A 14,742-nucleotide genomic window follows, 5' to 3' on the forward strand; every position below is an offset into this window, starting at 1 on the left:
CCATATTTAAAGGGGCAGGAGTACTTGCTATGATTAAGGGGGTAATAAAATGCATGTCTTAAAAAATAAGACTCTTTTGGCCATGTGTACGGCAATTATTATTATATTGCTTGCGGCACTGCCGGCTTCAGCCGCGGATTGGGACATTACGGGAAGTACATTTACTCACGATCCCTGTATTATTAAGGAGGGATCTATCTGGTGGCAATTCTATACTGCCGATGGAATAGGGGTAAAATACTCATCTAACGGAACTTCCTGGAACCAGGGTGTTCCTATATTCTCCAGCAACCTTTCATGGTGGAGCGCATATGTGCCGGATAAGACTGACCGTAATATATGGGCACCCGAGATATTTTATTATAACGGAAGATACTGGCTGTATTATTCTGTTTCCACATTCGGCTCAAACACATCGTGTATAGGCCTTACATCCTGCACAAGCATTATTAAAGGGGATTGGAGGGATGACGGTCTGGTAATGTATTCCACCAGATCAAGCAGCTATAACTGTATAGATCCGGCTATTATTCAGGATACATCGGGAGACCTTTGGATGGCTTTCGGCTCATTCTGGACAGGCATCAAGATGGTGAAGATTGATAAAAAAACCATGAAGCCCGTCACAGAAGCTGCTATTAGCTCTATCGCATCCAGACCCGGCGTATCAGGAAACCCTGTAGAGGCGGCATACATTCTATATGCAAACGGATACTATTATTTGTTTGTTTCGTGGGATAGCTGCTGCAATGGTGTTAACAGCACATACAAAATTGCATATGGGCGCTCATCCGGCGTAACGGGGCCGTATCTTGACCAAAGCGGTAAAGACATGCGGGAAGGCGGAGGCACTCTCCTTGAGCAGAGCGGCACACGCTGGAAGGGTCCGGGAGGGCAGTCTGTTGCCCAAAATGGTTCGGGATTGGTTATGGTTAGGCATTGCTATGATGCAAACAATAACGGTATGGCTACTCTCCGCATAAGCGACCTTTACTTTGAAAACGGATGGCCAACATATACCGCTCCCGCAACGGTACCGGGGGGAAGTTTGTATCAGGCTGAGGAAGCTGCTTATGGAGGAACCGGCACTGTATTTGAAGCAAAAAACACAGGGTATTACGGGACGGGGTATATAAATCTGCCCGCCAGCGGAGGATATATTGAGTTCCAAAATGTAGACGGGGGTGGCGGAGGAAACGCGTCACTGATGCTTAGGTATGCTTTGGGTGCCGATGCCTCAAGAACAGGCCGAATACAGATAAATAAAGGGGACTGGAGGGATATAACCTTTGAACCCACCGGAGATTGGACAGTTTGGGCTTTAAAAGAAGTAAAAGCTGTACTCAATAGAGGGGCTTCAAATACGATCCGGCTGGAATCGACAGGGCAGGATCTTGCCAATATTGATCAGATGGATATTATGGCGGCTGTCATAAAAAAAGGGGATGTAAACCTTGACGGAAGCATAAATACTGTGGATTTTGCGCTTATGAAAAAGCATATACTTGAGATTGAGCTTTTAACGGGGAATGCATTTGAAGCGGCGGATGTTGATGGAAACGGTTGTATAGATACCATTGACTATTTGCAGATGAGGAGGTATCTGTTGGGGCTAATTACAGAGCTTTAACTGCCGCCGCCTAAAAGACTTATATCTCACGCAGATCGTAAATGTCCGTCCTGCGGTTTTTGAGCAACGGGAGCTCGTTGCGGATTCTGCCGACCGCTTGCAGGTCAATATCGGCATAGATTATTTCTTCACCTTCCCCTGCTCTGGCCGTGACGGTTCCCCACGGATCGACAACCATGGAATTGGCGTATGAAACATAGCCCGCACCTGTGTCCCTTGCGGCAGATGCGGCAGCTATGTAAACCTGATTGTCCACAGACCTGCACCTCATAAGCAGCTCCCAGTGGGCAGGGCCCGTTACCATGTTAAAGGAAGCCGGCAAAATTATCAGCTTTACATCCCGCAACGCCATGAGCTTAAAAAATTCCGGGAACCTTACGTCATAGCATATGGCAACCCCCACCTTGCAAAGCCCCATGTCAAAGGTGGTTATCCCGCTGCCCGGAGACAGAACATCGGATTCCTTAAAGGTTATCCTTCCGGGTATGTCAATGTCAAACAGATGGGCTTTGCTGTACTTTGCCGCTACCTTCCCTTCTCTGTCAAAGATAAAGCTTGTGTTGTATACCCTGTCCCCCGTTTTTTCGGGTATGGTGCCTGCGGCAATAAATATATTATGCTGCTTGGACAATTGGGACAGCCCGCCCAGAAGAGGGCTGTCGTCCGGGTCTTCCGAGAAGGCTTCAAATTTGCTGTTGTCATAAGGACAAATAAACATTTCCGGCAGCAAAACCATATCAATATGATTTTTTGCCGCAGTTCTTATCATGTCAAACGCCTTTTGGATGTTTCCTTCTTTGTTTTCCGTCACCTTCATTTGGCATATTGCCAACCTCAATTTTTCCTCCATAAAACACCTCTGCTTATAAAATAGATTTTAATTCGTTTTCACGTTAACCGTCCCTATGAATCAATAGCCTTCAGCCTCTCCAGGAGATTTGCTTTTCCAAGGACAGCCTTATCGTATTGGGTCATGCAAGCTGAAAGACAGCTTAACGCCGCTCCGGGGACAGAGAGTATTTCCTCTGTGCTTGGGCATGGTATGCTTTTAAAAGGGAGCACGGAGAATTTATTTAATTTAACTGTGTCGTTTAAGGCAAGGAGCCCGTTGAGGCAGGCGATATTTGTGCATATTCCGATGATTTCCGTGTTCAGCCTTATAAACTCAATATAGCAGGACAGTATATCCTGACGGCTTGCTGCGGCTTGTGCGGCTGCACCCAAAAACTCAATAAGGGAGTCATACTGTCCGCAAATGTCCCTGATATCATCATAAAAGGACTGCATATGCCCGCAGCTTAATTTACTTTCCTTTTGCGGCTTTTGCAGTCCGTCCATTAGTCCGGCTTTCACAGGCAGTTTGCATACCGCTTTAGTAAATGACTCAACCTGCTTTAAATCAATTTGCATGGATTCCGTGCTATAAAAGCTATGCTCCTGCAAGTATGAAAGCCTTCCGCGGATACATTCCATGGCCTCAATTATTTCAGAGGCGTTCTGATCATCATGTTTACAAGGAGAGGGTTTGGGCCGTCTCATGACCGAAGTGCTTAACGCTTCCAAAAGAAATTCCTCAAAATCCGCCTTGCAAAGTATCACCGCTTTAAGCTCGGGAGCAAGATCTGAGGCCGACGCAAGATTTTCAATCTCCTTTCGCATTTGAATCTTCTGGCTTTCCATTGATTTTTTGGAAGCAACCTTTGCAACTGCGGATAAATCCTCCATTCCGGGAATCACGCGTCCTGTCTTCCACCTTACTATAACCGCAGGATCCTTATGGAGATAATTCTCCGCAAGTCTGCTGGCCGATATGGCTGTCACTCTGCATATAATCTCAAGCAAGGACTTTATGCTAAACAACTGATCCTCCATGCCGTATTTTCCTTTCACTGTCTTTATACCACAATTTTACCTTCCTGCCTTATCATTTGCAAGCAGATAAAAAAGCTGCGTGTGTTTTTATCCGCACGTCAATACATCCGCAATAAAAAGTCAATATTGAAGCACTTAAAACGTCAATGCCTCAGGGATTAGAATAAAGACATAGCAGGCCGGCTTGCAAATAAAATGAAGGAGGGAACAGGGATGAAGCAACCGCTTATATATAAAATTTACTCCGTTGCTGCGGCTTTACTGGTTGTAATCGCAGCTTCGGTGGCAAGCTCCGCCACGTGGTTTATGTTTTATCAGCCCCGTGAGCCGGCGTGCCTTAAGAGAATGAACTGAAACGGGGATATTTATGTTTTGAAGTGATTGTGTATCAGTCAGGAGTACCGTCGTTAAGTGGCAAAAGCGGTACTCCGGGCTGAAACGGCTGAGCTGCACGGGAAATTATATGGTATTTGGGGATTTGCGAGTGTCAGCATTAAATATGCCTAATCATCCTCGTGATCCTCCGGCTTATGGATAACCTCTGCAATATCTGCGGCTACAGCACTTACTATGGTTGTTACAGTGGACTTTACCGTTTTAATAGCCCCTTGGGCTATTAATTCTCCATCTCCTTCAGCTACGCCTCTGATAGTTTTAAAAAGTCCACGTGCTATTCCCGATATGCTCATAAAACACTCCCCCTTTACACAAATGAAAATATATGTTAACTGGAATATACCATAGGGGAAGGTGTTTTAAAATAAGGCTTTTTGTAACATTTGCCGGTTATAAATGTCACCTGTAGGGCGTGTGGGGCAAATAAAAGGTGACATTAATCATTATCTTAGTGACAGATATCCTGATGTTAAAGGTAGGAGGTCTATGGTACACTTTTTGTTAATACACATAACTTACATTTTTGTAAATTTATTTATTATTTAAGGAGGAATACATGTATGAAAAAATCAATAATTACAGCAGTACTTATAGCGGTGCTTGTTGTGGCTTTAGCTCCCTTATCCGCAAGTGCCGAGGAGGTACAAAACGGGAGCCCGGTATATCTGGCAGAGGCCATAGTGCCTCAGGACAGCATATATTACAATGGGCATACCTATATGGCCTTTACAGGCTTGTTTAATTGGTATGAGGCCAAAAGCCTTTGTGAGGAGATGGGAGGATACCTTGCCACGCTCGAAACATATGATGAGCAGGCTGCCGTTCAAGGTCTTTCTTCACTTGGCTGGACAGGCGGCTGTGCATTTCAGGGCGGCAATACCAGAGAATGGATTTGGGAGCATTCCGGTCATGTCATTGGGATAATGCACGAGCCTGAACCGGGGGTGGAAGGTGATTACTTCTATTACACGCCGTTAAGCGACAACGTATGGGATCCGTTAAATAACGAGCCAAATTCATGGCAAACCCCATGGGATCAGAATGTAGCGGCATTGAACGAGCGGGGGCTTGATTCCTTAATGCCTTCTAATGTAGCGGGATTCATATGCGAATTTGATTCCGAGTACACATTTCCGGCAGTGAGCCTTTCGTGGGATGGAGCAGAGAATGCGTCCGGCTACAACATAAAGCGCTCCGAAACACCGGGAGGCCCATATATCACAATAGCGGCGGGAGTAACAAACAACACCTATATTGATACTACCGTAGTCAGAAGTATTACATACTACTATGTTGTAAGCCCGGTAGTTGATTCTGTGGAGCTTCCCGATTCCAACGAGATTTCCGTCACTCCCGGAGAGCCTGTCAGCTATGGTGCTGCTCTTAACATTTCGGCCTCCGATACTGCCGGTATAGGGAATGAATTTGTTGCCGATGTGGTAATAAACAATGCACACACAATATGCGCCGAGGATATAAAAATTAAATATGATACCGACCTCTTGGAATATCTGGGTGCGGAAGCAGCGGATGGAATGAGAATATACAAGGAGGCCGATTTGGGAGACGGCACAAACCGCTACATTACTGCAAGTCTGGGTAAAGACAATGCAGCCGAAGGAGACAGGGTTCTGTTTCATCTCAGGTTCAGGGCAAAGGCACCGGGGCAAGCCAAAATTGACATAATAAATGGGCGTATTGCCGATAATGGGACACTTGAGGAAGATGTGGATTACGAAAGCTGCGGGGAGAAAACAATTAATATAGGTATGATATATGATATTAACAGGACAGGCGAATTTACCCTCCTTGACTTAGGAATTGCCGCCTGGTACTATGGTGACCCGGCAAGTGAGACAGATACCTCAAGGTATGATGTTGACGTAATTCAGGATGGAACTATTGATGACAATGACTTGGCTGAGGCGGTGGCCCAGATGCTGGCTAACTACAATTATTCGGGGAATAACTAAATTATAGGTGAAGATAAAAGCAAGGCTTATGAACAGCCTTGCTTTTATTTAGGAAACTTAAGCTGAAAATAAACGGTGACATTAATCACTATCTTGGTGACAAATATCCTCCTGTTAAAGGGAGGAGGGCTGTGATAGACTTTTTCTTAGTATATGGCAAATATACGGCGTAAATAGTTTAGAGAAAATTATGCCGCTTTAAAGAGGGGGCTAATGCTTATGGATCCTACTGATTTCTTTGGACCGACCAAGACCATACTGAAATTAATTTCAAAGAAAACTGGTGATGCGGGAGCTGAAGATCTGACCAGATTAATTGAAGAGATTACGAATTCACCTGCGTATCAGAGACACGGAATGCAGGAGCTTCAGCATAAAATGTCAGATTTATGGGATAGGGTTAAGGACAGTTTTTCGGATGATGAAAAATCGGAGATCAGCAATTCAATTACAACTTCTTTTGCCACAGGAAGCTTAACCCCAGAGCAGAAGGAAATCTTCGCGCCATTTATAGACACAGGCAGTTCTGCCGATATAGCAGATTCCATTGATACAGCCGAAGCAATTACAGATGTAGATATTAATGAAGGCGGAGGCATTATAGAAGGCATATTTGATTTTTTTAAGGGACTATTCGACTAAAAAGCATTGTAAATAACAGAGCTATAAATGGCGCGAATTTTAATGAACGATATCTTTATTCTCTTTTTATATAGTATAAATTAAAGAATATATGTACAAATTAATTTGTAAAGCGTATAAAAAGGGAGTATTCTTGCGTATGAGTGAATCCGAGTCATTTCAGAAGCTCTTGGAGCTGCAGGATAAGGTTGTTGAATTGCAGACGGAGCATTGGTTAAAATTTGAAATATTTACCGCTCAATTTTGGCTGCTTGTTGCGATGCTGATCCTGCCGTGGTTCATATGGTGGAGATTTGCGGATAAAAAGAGGCTTGCCGAAATACTCATATACGGGTTGCTGGTGGAGACAGTTGCGGCTTTCCTTGACGAGCTTGGATGCCAGTTGAACCTTTGGGAGTACCACTATGACATTGAGCCTTTGTTTCCCAGACTTATATCCATGAACTTTACAATGCTTCCTATTGGGTACATGCTTATTTACCAGTACTTTACCCGCTGGAAGCCGTTTATATGGGCAAGCCTTGTTACATCAGTGTTATTCTCCTTTGTAGGAGAGCCTCTTTTTGTATGGATTGGAATATACCGGCTGATTAAATGGAACAGCTTCTTTTCACTCCCCATTTACTTTATTATAGCAGTATCTTTCAAGGTGATATTGAATGCTGTCATGAAGGCACAAAGAAAGGCCCTTGAAACAAAGGAATAATTTTTATTTAATTTTATCAAATGGGATTTTAAATATGTACATTGCCAGAGAAAACAGTGCAACAGATATGGGCCAGACAATCAAAGGCTTCTTGTGATGAAGCCACAGCATTAAAAACATTACCGTATTAAACCCTGCCGACCACCATATATTCCAATTATTATCATATTCAAAGGTTTTCATGAGATAAGATATAAATTCGATAACCGAATACAGAAATACCCAAAAAAATATGTAAGCAACCTGCTGCCAGAGCTTTTTAGGGATATGGGGCAAATATACCATAGTAGTACACGGAAAGACTGTAAATGCTATCAGCAGGGTGCTGAAGGTATGGTTAACAAGGCCTGAATACATCCATAGCGTATGATTGAAAAAAATAAAGTTATATATCATATCCCATATTATAAAATATAAAATTGTGGGGTAGTACATCCTCCAGTTTTTCCAATCGCCCCATATAAAGCAGCAGAAAACAGATATCAATACAACAAAAATTCTGAACATAGGCAATACCTCTAACAAAGTAATTATTTATATATAGGATGCAATAAAGATTTTACAAACATGGAGGATATAATTGCTTACAGAAATTTTTAATAGCAACGAAAAGACGCCTTGCGGGGAAATGTCTCACGGGTATGTCATCAGGCGCTTTTCTTAGATGTATTCCTTACGGGTCAAAAAAATTTCTTCCATCAAGTTATATTCTCCATGTAAAATCTTTATCGCTATATATATAGTATCTTCACTAAGGCTTAATATCATGCACAAAGGCGGTGATTTTTAAAGAGCAGGCCAATATGGCTTTTAGCTTTAAGGCACAGCGCGGAATACACGAACAAAGGAAGCCCTAAGAGACTTTGTTAAAAAATAGATAAATTTCGGCGGGCCTATTGAAATACCCTTCAAAAAGATGTAAAATGTAAACGGTTAAGGTGGTGTTAACTTTAACGTCCTAAAGGCTTGCAAAGGGTTTTAAAAGAGTGTTTTATTTGAGAGATGTACATAAATTTTCTATATTTAAAAAACACTAATAGCTGACAGCGGTCGTTTGTTGGTGCTTTATTTGTAGAACAAGGGCGTCTTTCATTGGACAAATATTTAAGCAATACCCGGTGAAATACAGTTTATTTTTAAAAAATATAATTTAAATCAATTAATGCACAGGAGGGTGAAGTATTATGGGAATGATGAACAAAAAGACTATTGAGGACATTGACGTAAAAGGCAAAAAGGTCATAGTGAGGGTTGATTTTAATGTACCGTTGGATGAAAACAGAAAAATAACCGACGATAAGAGAATTGTGGGCGCACTGCCTACTATTAAGTACCTTGTTGAAAATGGAGCGAAAACCATACTGGTTTCTCATCTTGGAAGGCCTAAGAACGGTTTTGAGGATAAATACAGCATGAAGCCCACTGCTGAAAGACTGAGCGAGCTGCTTGGAAAAGAAGTGGTTATGGCTGCCGACGTTATAGGCGAGGATGCAAAGGCTAAGGCTGCAAGCCTTAAGTCGGGGGAAGTCTTAATGCTGGAGAACGTAAGGTTTCATAAGGAGGAGGAAAAGAACAATGCAGATTTTGCAAAGGAGCTTGCTTCTTTGGCCGAAATTTTTGTAAACGACGCATTCGGAACTGCTCACAGGGCACATGCCTCTACCGCGGGCCTTGCGGATTATCTCCCGGCGGTATGCGGATTCCTTATTCAGAAAGAGCTGAACTTCATGGGCAAGGCTCTTGCAAATCCTGCAAGACCTTTTGTTGCGATACTTGGCGGAGCTAAGGTTTCTGACAAAATTGCCGTTATAGAAAACCTTATAGATAAGGTGGACACTCTTATAATCGGCGGAGGTATGGCATACACCTTTTTAAAGGCAAAGGGCTACAAGATAGGAAATTCAATATGTGAAAACGACAAAATTGATCTTGCAAAGAGCCTGATGGAAAAGGCTGAAAAGAAGGGTATTAAATTAATGCTGCCTATAGGCAGTATTGTAGGGCAGGAATTTAAAAACGATACCGAGCATAAATATGTTCCGTCCGACGACATGCCTGACGGATGGATGGGAATGGATATAGGCTCTCTTACAATAGAGAAATTTTCAAAGGAAATTAAAAAGGCAAAGACGGTTATCTGGAACGGACCGATGGGAGTGTTTGAGTTCCCCAACTTTGCGACAGGCACAAAGGAAGTTGCAAAAGCAGTTGCGGAGTCTGGCTCCATCTCTATAGTCGGAGGAGGAGATTCGGCGGCCGCCGTTGAGCAATTGGGCTTTGCCGATAAAATAACGCATATTTCCACAGGCGGAGGAGCCTCGCTTGAATTCCTTGAAGGCAAGGAACTGCCGGGAATAGCTGTACTGATGGATAAAAACTCAAGGAAGAAAATTGCCGCAGGAAACTGGAAAATGAACAAGACAGCCAAAGAGGCGGTTGAGTTTGTAGAGGCATTAAAGCCCAGAGTAGCGGATGCCGATGCTGAAGTGGTTGTTGGAGTGCCTTTTGTGTGCATACCCGGAGTAAAGAGCGCCGTAGAAGGCTCGAATATAAAGGTTGCTGCCCAGAACATGCACTGGGAGGAGAAGGGTGCGTTTACAGGAGAGATTTCAGGCTCTATGCTTTCAGATTTAGGTGTTGATTATGTTATAATAGGGCATTCTGAAAGAAGGCAGTACTTCGCGGAAACAGATGAGACTGTAAACAAGAAGGCTCATGCGGTATTTAAATATGGAATGACACCTATAATCTGTGTGGGTGAATCCCTTACTCAAAGGGAGCAGGGTATAATGCCCGACCTTATCAGGTATCAGGTTAAAATAGCACTTCTGGGCTTAGACGCAGAACAGGTTAAGAAGCTGGTTATAGCATATGAGCCAATATGGGCCATAGGCACAGGAAAGACCGCGACAAACGAACAGGCAAACGAGGTCTGCGCAATTATAAGGGAAACTGTAAAGTCGCTGTATGACGGAGAAACTTCAGATTCCGTAAGAATCCAGTATGGCGGAAGTGTAACGGCTGCAAGCGCAGGTGAGCTCTTCTCGATGTCCGACATAGACGGAGGCTTGGTCGGCGGAGCGAGCTTAAAGCTTGACGACTTTGAAAAGATAGCTAAATACAATAAATAATTTACGACTGTATTGCTTAAGGTCACAATTAAAATATAAATATTACTTTAAGTTAAGGCTAAGGTTAACCTAATCTTAGTCTTAACTTATAATATGACTTAGTCTCTAAGGCCCTTTATAAAACGAAACGGAGAGTGAAATATGAAAGGCGATAAATTGGTTGCGTTAATTATTCTTGACGGCTTTGGAATAAACCCCAGAGAGGATGGCAATGCGGTAAAGGCTGCAAGCAAGCCTAATATAGACAGGCTTTTTAATGAGTACCCCAACACCATTGTTCATACCAGCGGTATGGATGTGGGCTTGCCGGACGGACAGATGGGCAATTCGGAGGTTGGACATACAAATATAGGAGCGGGCAGGATCGTTTACCAGGAGCTCACCAGGATAACAAAGTCCATACAGGACGGAGATTTCTTTGACAAGAAGGAATTTCTTGATGCCATTGACAATTGCAAGAGCAAGGGCACAAAGCTTCACCTGTTCGGGCTGCTTTCCGACGGAGGTGTTCACAGCCATAACACACACCTGTATGCATTGGTTGAGTTGGCTAAAAGGCAGGGGCTTAAAGATATATATATACACTGCTTTTTCGACGGAAGGGACGTCCCTCCCGACAGCGCCAAGACATATGTAGAGGAGCTTGAGCAAAAGCTTTCAGATATAGGAGCGGGAAAAATTGCCTCTGTTATGGGGAGGTACTATTCCATGGACAGGGATAACAGATGGGACAGGGTAAAGCTGGCATATGAAGCTATGGTGCTGGGCGAGGGGCTTTCTGCCGAAAGTGCCGCACAGGCTGTCGCCGAGTCCTATGCCAGAAATGAGTTGGATGAGTTTGTAAAGCCCACAGTAATACTTGGTGCGGGCAATGCCTCAAGAATAGAGGAAAATGATTCTGTGATATTCTTTAACTTCAGGCCCGACAGGGCAAGGGAAATCACCAGAACCTTTGTTGACCCCGAATTTAACGGATTTCAGAGGGCAAAGGGCTTCTTCCCGCTGCATTATGTATGCATGACGCAGTATGACAGAACAATTCCCAATGTAACGGTTGCCTTTAAGCCGCAAAGCCTTCAGAATACCTTTGGAGAATATATAAGCAGGCTTGGGTTCCGGCAGCTCAGAATAGCCGAGACGGAGAAATATGCCCATGTAACCTTCTTCTTTAACGGAGGGGTTGAAACAATGTATGAGGGAGAGGACAGGGTGCTTGTGCCTTCGCCGAAGGTTGCCACCTACGACCTAAAGCCTGAAATGAGTGCATATGAGGTGACTGATGAGATATTAAAAAAGATTGCTTCAAAGGAGTACGATTCAATAATTTTAAATTATGCAAACTGCGACATGGTAGGGCATACAGGGGTATTAAGTGCTGCTAAAGCCGCTGTTGAAGCCATAGACGAATGCTTAGGGCATGTGGTAGCTGCAATAGAGGAGCAGGGAGGAGTTGCACTGATTACCGCCGATCACGGAAATGCAGAGCAGATGCTTGATTATGAAACAGGCGGAGCGTTTACCGCCCATACCACCAATGTTGTTCCGTTAATAGGAGTCGGCCTTGGAGGAGCGTCGCTTAAGGAAGGCAAGCTTGCCGATCTTGCGCCCACCATGCTTGACATAATGGGGCTTGAAAAGCCCGGCGAAATGACAGGGGCTTCACTTATTCAAAAGTAGGCAATACTCACGCCCCTGCTCCCCTCTTTTGAAAAGAGAGGGGCCGGGGGTGAGTTTGCATCATTATGCTTTATTAAAGCTGCGCCTCTCCCGGCTGCCAGTCTATTGGGCACAGGCCCCCGGACTGAAGTGCCTGAAGCACCCTTAAGGTTTCATCCACGCTTCTCCCAACGTTTAAATCATGTATAACGGAATATTTCACAACACCCTTTGGGTCTATTATAAACAATCCCCTTAAGGCTATTCCGTTCTGCTCCAGAAGTACCCCGTAATTTCTGGATACCTCCTTGGTTATGTCGGATGCAAGAGGATAATTGATTTTGCCAAGACCTCCATTTTCCGGGCTGGAATTGATCCATGCCTTGTGCGAATGAACACTGTCTATGCTGACACCGACAACCTCGGCCTTCAGATCCTTAAATTCGGCTATCCTTCTGCTTATTCCAGATATTTCAGTGGGGCACACAAAGGTGAAATCAAGGGGATAGAAGAACAAAACAAGCCATTTCCCTTTATAGTCATACAAATCTACAGATGTAAAGGTATCTCCGTTGCCTTCAACTGCCTCCATTTTGAAATGCGGAGCCTGCATACCTACCAGCCTTTCCATAATTTTTACCTCCTTATTTTAAATGCTTATACGTAAAATTATTGCATTACTGCGCTATGGCTTTAATATACCCTATTTTTATGATGAAATAACTAAATAAAAAAATAAGTCAAAATCTTTTTGCGCTTGCAGATTTAATTTTTAAAATTGGGTTAAAATAACGTTATAATAAAAATTAAAGACTAAATTTTGTTTACATTTTCAAAATGTTAGGGTATTCTTAATAATGAAAACTTATATATGGGAGGGATAATCAAAAATGAAGCAATACTTGGAAATTGAAAGCGTTTTTGCCAGAGAGATACTGGACTCAAGAGGCAATCCGACCGTTGAGGTGGAAGTAATAGCCGAGGGTGGATTTGTAGGAAGGGCCGCAGTGCCTTCGGGAGCATCTACGGGAGCTTTTGAGGCTGTAGAGCTTAGAGACGAGGACAAGGACAGATACCTTGGGAAAGGTGTTCAAAAGGCTGTAGATAATGTTAATGACATCATTGCTCCTGAAGTAGAGGGAATGAATGTTTTTGATCAAGTTGCCATAGACCGCTTAATGATAGAGCTGGACGGGACACCAAACAAGGCTAAGCTGGGAGCAAACGCCATATTGGGAGTTTCACTGGCGACTGCAAAGGCAGCGGCTGAAGCACTTGGATTAAGCCTGTACCAGTACATAGGAGGCGTAAATGCAAAGACTCTTCCTGTGCCTATGATGAATATTATAAATGGAGGCAAACATGCCGACAACAGCGTAAATATACAGGAGTTTATGATAATGCCTGTTGGTGCGTGCTGCTTTAAGACAGCTCTTCAGATGTGCGCCGAGGTTTTCCATAACCTTAAAAAAGTGTTGAGCAGCAAGGGATACAGCACCGCAGTGGGTGATGAGGGAGGCTTTGCGCCCAATCTCAAAACTGACGAGGAAGCAATTCAGGTTATACTTGAGGCTGTGGAAAAAGCGGGATATAAGCCCGGTGACGACTTCAGGATAGCTATAGACGCTGCTGCGACGGAAATGTATCAAGAGGACGGAACCTATTTCTTCTGGAAGACGGGTATAAGGAAGAGCAAGCAGGAAATGGTGGATTTCTGGGCGGATCTGGCTGAAAGGTATCCTATCATTTCTCTTGAGGACGGCGTATCGGAAGAGGACTGGGAGGGCTGGAAGATGCTCACCGAAAGGATAGGCTCCAAGATTCAGCTTGTCGGAGACGATCTGTTTGTTACAAATACCGAAAGGCTGAAAAAGGGAATAGATATGGGTGTTGCCAACTCAATACTCATAAAGGTTAATCAGATAGGGTCTCTTACAGAGACGCTGGAAGCTATTGAAATGGCTAACAGAGCGGGATATACCGCTGTTACCTCTCACAGGTCAGGTGAGACTGAGGATGCTACTATAGCAGACATCGCCGTTGCGACAAACTCTGGACAGATCAAAACGGGTGCGCCTTCAAGGACTGACCGTGTTGCCAAGTACAACCAGCTTCTGAGGATAGAAGAGGAGCTCGGGGAGGTTGCAGAATATCCCGGCTTAAGCGCATGGTTTAATCTTAAAAACAAGTAATATGTTGCTAATAAAAAAACAAGTCGCTATGGCTTGTTTTTTTTTCTATAATATGTTAGAATGATACTTGTCAATTTTTTAGGAGGTGTTTCCTTTGAGCGTAGGTGGCTATATTGTAACTGCAATTCATGTAATATTTGCGTTGTCCATCATCGTTATTGTATTATTGCAGTCTGGAAAAACAGCAGGGATATCGGGAGCTATTTCAGGTGGTGCGGAGACTTTTTTCGGTAAGAACAAGGGCAGGACTATTGACGCTTTATTAAGCAAGTACACTGCCGTTGCCGCTATTGCTTTTCTTATTACCTCAATACTGGTTTATGCTTTCGCAAGCAAATTAATATAGTTGAATATAAAGTAAATACAGTAAAGACAAAGGGATCAAAAAAATGTCCCTTTGTCTTTTTTGTCTCATGGAAAATATGAATTAAGTATTAATAATTGTAAACAATAGATATTAGTGATAACAGTTATAGTTAATTATGAATAAGGAGAAAGCGGAAGTGCCGTGAAATAAGTGTAAATTGTTTTTTGCGGCGGCCCT

The 14,742-nt window shown here is 43.4% G+C and carries 14 protein-coding genes; 9 read left to right on the forward strand and 5 right to left on the reverse strand.

Features of this window, described 5'->3' with window-relative positions; all coding sequences use genetic code 11:
• The first annotated feature begins 49 nt into the window (after positions 1-49).
• Positions 50-1,630, forward strand: a complete 1,581-nt coding sequence (locus DFR58_RS06165) for a family 43 glycosylhydrolase (RefSeq protein WP_114296932.1) — start codon at positions 50-52, stop codon at positions 1,628-1,630.
• A gap of 19 nt (positions 1,631-1,649) precedes the next feature.
• Here DFR58_RS06165 and DFR58_RS06170 read toward each other — a convergent pair whose 3' ends face one another.
• Positions 1,650-2,480, reverse strand: a complete 831-nt coding sequence (locus tag DFR58_RS06170; RefSeq protein ID WP_114296933.1) for a carbon-nitrogen hydrolase family protein — start codon at positions 2,478-2,480, stop codon at positions 1,650-1,652.
• A 53-nt stretch (positions 2,481-2,533) separates the two neighbouring features.
• The gene (locus DFR58_RS06175; protein ID WP_147273148.1) at positions 2,534-3,520 is read right to left on the reverse strand and encodes a hypothetical protein; all 987 of its coding nucleotides are present in this window, start codon (positions 3,518-3,520) and stop codon (positions 2,534-2,536) included.
• A gap of 195 nt (positions 3,521-3,715) precedes the next feature.
• Between DFR58_RS06175 and DFR58_RS06180 the strand changes: the two genes are divergently transcribed.
• The gene (locus DFR58_RS06180) at positions 3,716-3,856 is read left to right on the forward strand and encodes an AgrD family cyclic lactone autoinducer peptide (protein ID WP_114296935.1); all 141 of its coding nucleotides are present in this window, start codon (positions 3,716-3,718) and stop codon (positions 3,854-3,856) included.
• Positions 3,857-4,005: 149 nt separating this feature from the next.
• Here DFR58_RS06180 and DFR58_RS06185 read toward each other — a convergent pair whose 3' ends face one another.
• A complete protein-coding gene (locus DFR58_RS06185) occupies positions 4,006-4,191 on the reverse strand; it encodes a hypothetical protein (protein ID WP_114296936.1) in 186 nt (61 codons plus the stop codon).
• Between the two features lie 267 nt (positions 4,192-4,458).
• On the opposite strand from DFR58_RS06185, the gene DFR58_RS06190 reads away from it, so the two are divergent.
• The 3 genes from DFR58_RS06190 to DFR58_RS06200 all read left to right on the forward strand — a co-directional run bounded on the left by DFR58_RS06190 (position 4,459) and on the right by DFR58_RS06200 (position 7,219).
• Positions 4,459-5,871 carry a cohesin domain-containing protein gene (locus tag DFR58_RS06190; RefSeq protein WP_114296937.1) on the forward strand — a complete coding sequence of 471 codons (1,413 nt, stop codon included), beginning with the start codon at positions 4,459-4,461 and terminating at the stop codon, positions 5,869-5,871.
• Positions 5,872-6,090: 219 nt separating this feature from the next.
• Positions 6,091-6,513, forward strand: coding sequence for a hypothetical protein (locus DFR58_RS06195; RefSeq protein WP_147273149.1), 423 nt, complete (start codon positions 6,091-6,093; stop codon positions 6,511-6,513).
• A 139-nt stretch (positions 6,514-6,652) separates the two neighbouring features.
• Positions 6,653-7,219 (forward strand): CBO0543 family protein, encoded by a 567-nt coding sequence (locus DFR58_RS06200; RefSeq protein WP_114296939.1) that lies wholly within the window; start codon positions 6,653-6,655, stop codon positions 7,217-7,219.
• A gap of 3 nt (positions 7,220-7,222) precedes the next feature.
• Here DFR58_RS06200 and DFR58_RS06205 read toward each other — a convergent pair whose 3' ends face one another.
• On the reverse strand, positions 7,223-7,726 hold the full coding sequence (locus DFR58_RS06205) for a CBO0543 family protein (protein WP_114296940.1): 504 nt from the start codon (positions 7,724-7,726) through the stop codon (positions 7,223-7,225).
• A gap of 677 nt (positions 7,727-8,403) precedes the next feature.
• Here DFR58_RS06205 and tpiA point away from each other — a divergent pair.
• Both tpiA and gpmI read left to right on the forward strand, forming a co-directional pair.
• Positions 8,404-10,350: a triose-phosphate isomerase gene (gene tpiA, locus DFR58_RS06210; RefSeq protein WP_114296941.1), complete on the forward strand. Its 1,947-nt coding sequence runs from the start codon at positions 8,404-8,406 to the stop codon at positions 10,348-10,350.
• A gap of 141 nt (positions 10,351-10,491) precedes the next feature.
• A complete protein-coding gene (gene gpmI, locus DFR58_RS06215) occupies positions 10,492-12,027 on the forward strand; it encodes a 2,3-bisphosphoglycerate-independent phosphoglycerate mutase (RefSeq protein ID WP_114296942.1) in 1,536 nt (511 codons plus the stop codon).
• Positions 12,028-12,100: 73 nt separating this feature from the next.
• Here the strand turns inward: gpmI and DFR58_RS06220 are convergent, their stop codons facing one another.
• A complete protein-coding gene (locus DFR58_RS06220; RefSeq protein WP_114296943.1) occupies positions 12,101-12,637 on the reverse strand; it encodes a peroxiredoxin in 537 nt (178 codons plus the stop codon).
• Positions 12,638-12,896: 259 nt separating this feature from the next.
• On the opposite strand from DFR58_RS06220, the gene eno reads away from it, so the two are divergent.
• Positions 12,897-14,198 (forward strand): phosphopyruvate hydratase, encoded by a 1,302-nt coding sequence (gene eno / locus DFR58_RS06225; RefSeq protein WP_114296944.1) that lies wholly within the window; start codon positions 12,897-12,899, stop codon positions 14,196-14,198.
• A 94-nt stretch (positions 14,199-14,292) separates the two neighbouring features.
• Positions 14,293-14,544 carry a preprotein translocase subunit SecG gene (gene secG / locus DFR58_RS06230; protein ID WP_114296945.1) on the forward strand — a complete coding sequence of 84 codons (252 nt, stop codon included), beginning with the start codon at positions 14,293-14,295 and terminating at the stop codon, positions 14,542-14,544.
• Positions 14,545-14,742: the final 198 nt, after the last annotated feature.

This window comes from Anaerobacterium chartisolvens, from assembly GCF_003337415.1.
GTDB classification, from domain to species: domain Bacteria; phylum Bacillota; class Clostridia; order Acetivibrionales; family DSM-27016; genus Anaerobacterium; species Anaerobacterium chartisolvens.

Excerpts from the sequence above, each read along its gene's own strand:
- DFR58_RS06165 (WP_114296932.1), top strand. The coding sequence starts at position 50 with ATGCATGTCTTAAAAAATAAGACTCTTTTGGCCATGTGTACGGCAATT.
- gpmI (WP_114296942.1), top strand. The coding sequence starts at position 10,492 with ATGAAAGGCGATAAATTGGTTGCGTTAATTATTCTTGACGGCTTTGGA.
- DFR58_RS06195 (WP_147273149.1), top strand. The coding sequence starts at position 6,091 with ATGGATCCTACTGATTTCTTTGGACCGACCAAGACCATACTGAAATTA.
- eno (WP_114296944.1), top strand. The coding sequence starts at position 12,897 with ATGAAGCAATACTTGGAAATTGAAAGCGTTTTTGCCAGAGAGATACTG.
- DFR58_RS06185 (WP_114296936.1), bottom strand. The coding sequence starts at position 4,191 with ATGAGCATATCGGGAATAGCACGTGGACTTTTTAAAACTATCAGAGGC.
- DFR58_RS06190 (WP_114296937.1), top strand. The coding sequence starts at position 4,459 with ATGAAAAAATCAATAATTACAGCAGTACTTATAGCGGTGCTTGTTGTG.
- tpiA (WP_114296941.1), top strand. The coding sequence starts at position 8,404 with ATGGGAATGATGAACAAAAAGACTATTGAGGACATTGACGTAAAAGGC.
- DFR58_RS06205 (WP_114296940.1), bottom strand. The coding sequence starts at position 7,726 with ATGTTCAGAATTTTTGTTGTATTGATATCTGTTTTCTGCTGCTTTATA.
- DFR58_RS06180 (WP_114296935.1), top strand. The coding sequence starts at position 3,716 with ATGAAGCAACCGCTTATATATAAAATTTACTCCGTTGCTGCGGCTTTA.
- DFR58_RS06170 (WP_114296933.1), bottom strand. The coding sequence starts at position 2,480 with ATGGAGGAAAAATTGAGGTTGGCAATATGCCAAATGAAGGTGACGGAA.
- DFR58_RS06200 (WP_114296939.1), top strand. The coding sequence starts at position 6,653 with ATGAGTGAATCCGAGTCATTTCAGAAGCTCTTGGAGCTGCAGGATAAG.
- DFR58_RS06220 (WP_114296943.1), bottom strand. The coding sequence starts at position 12,637 with ATGGAAAGGCTGGTAGGTATGCAGGCTCCGCATTTCAAAATGGAGGCA.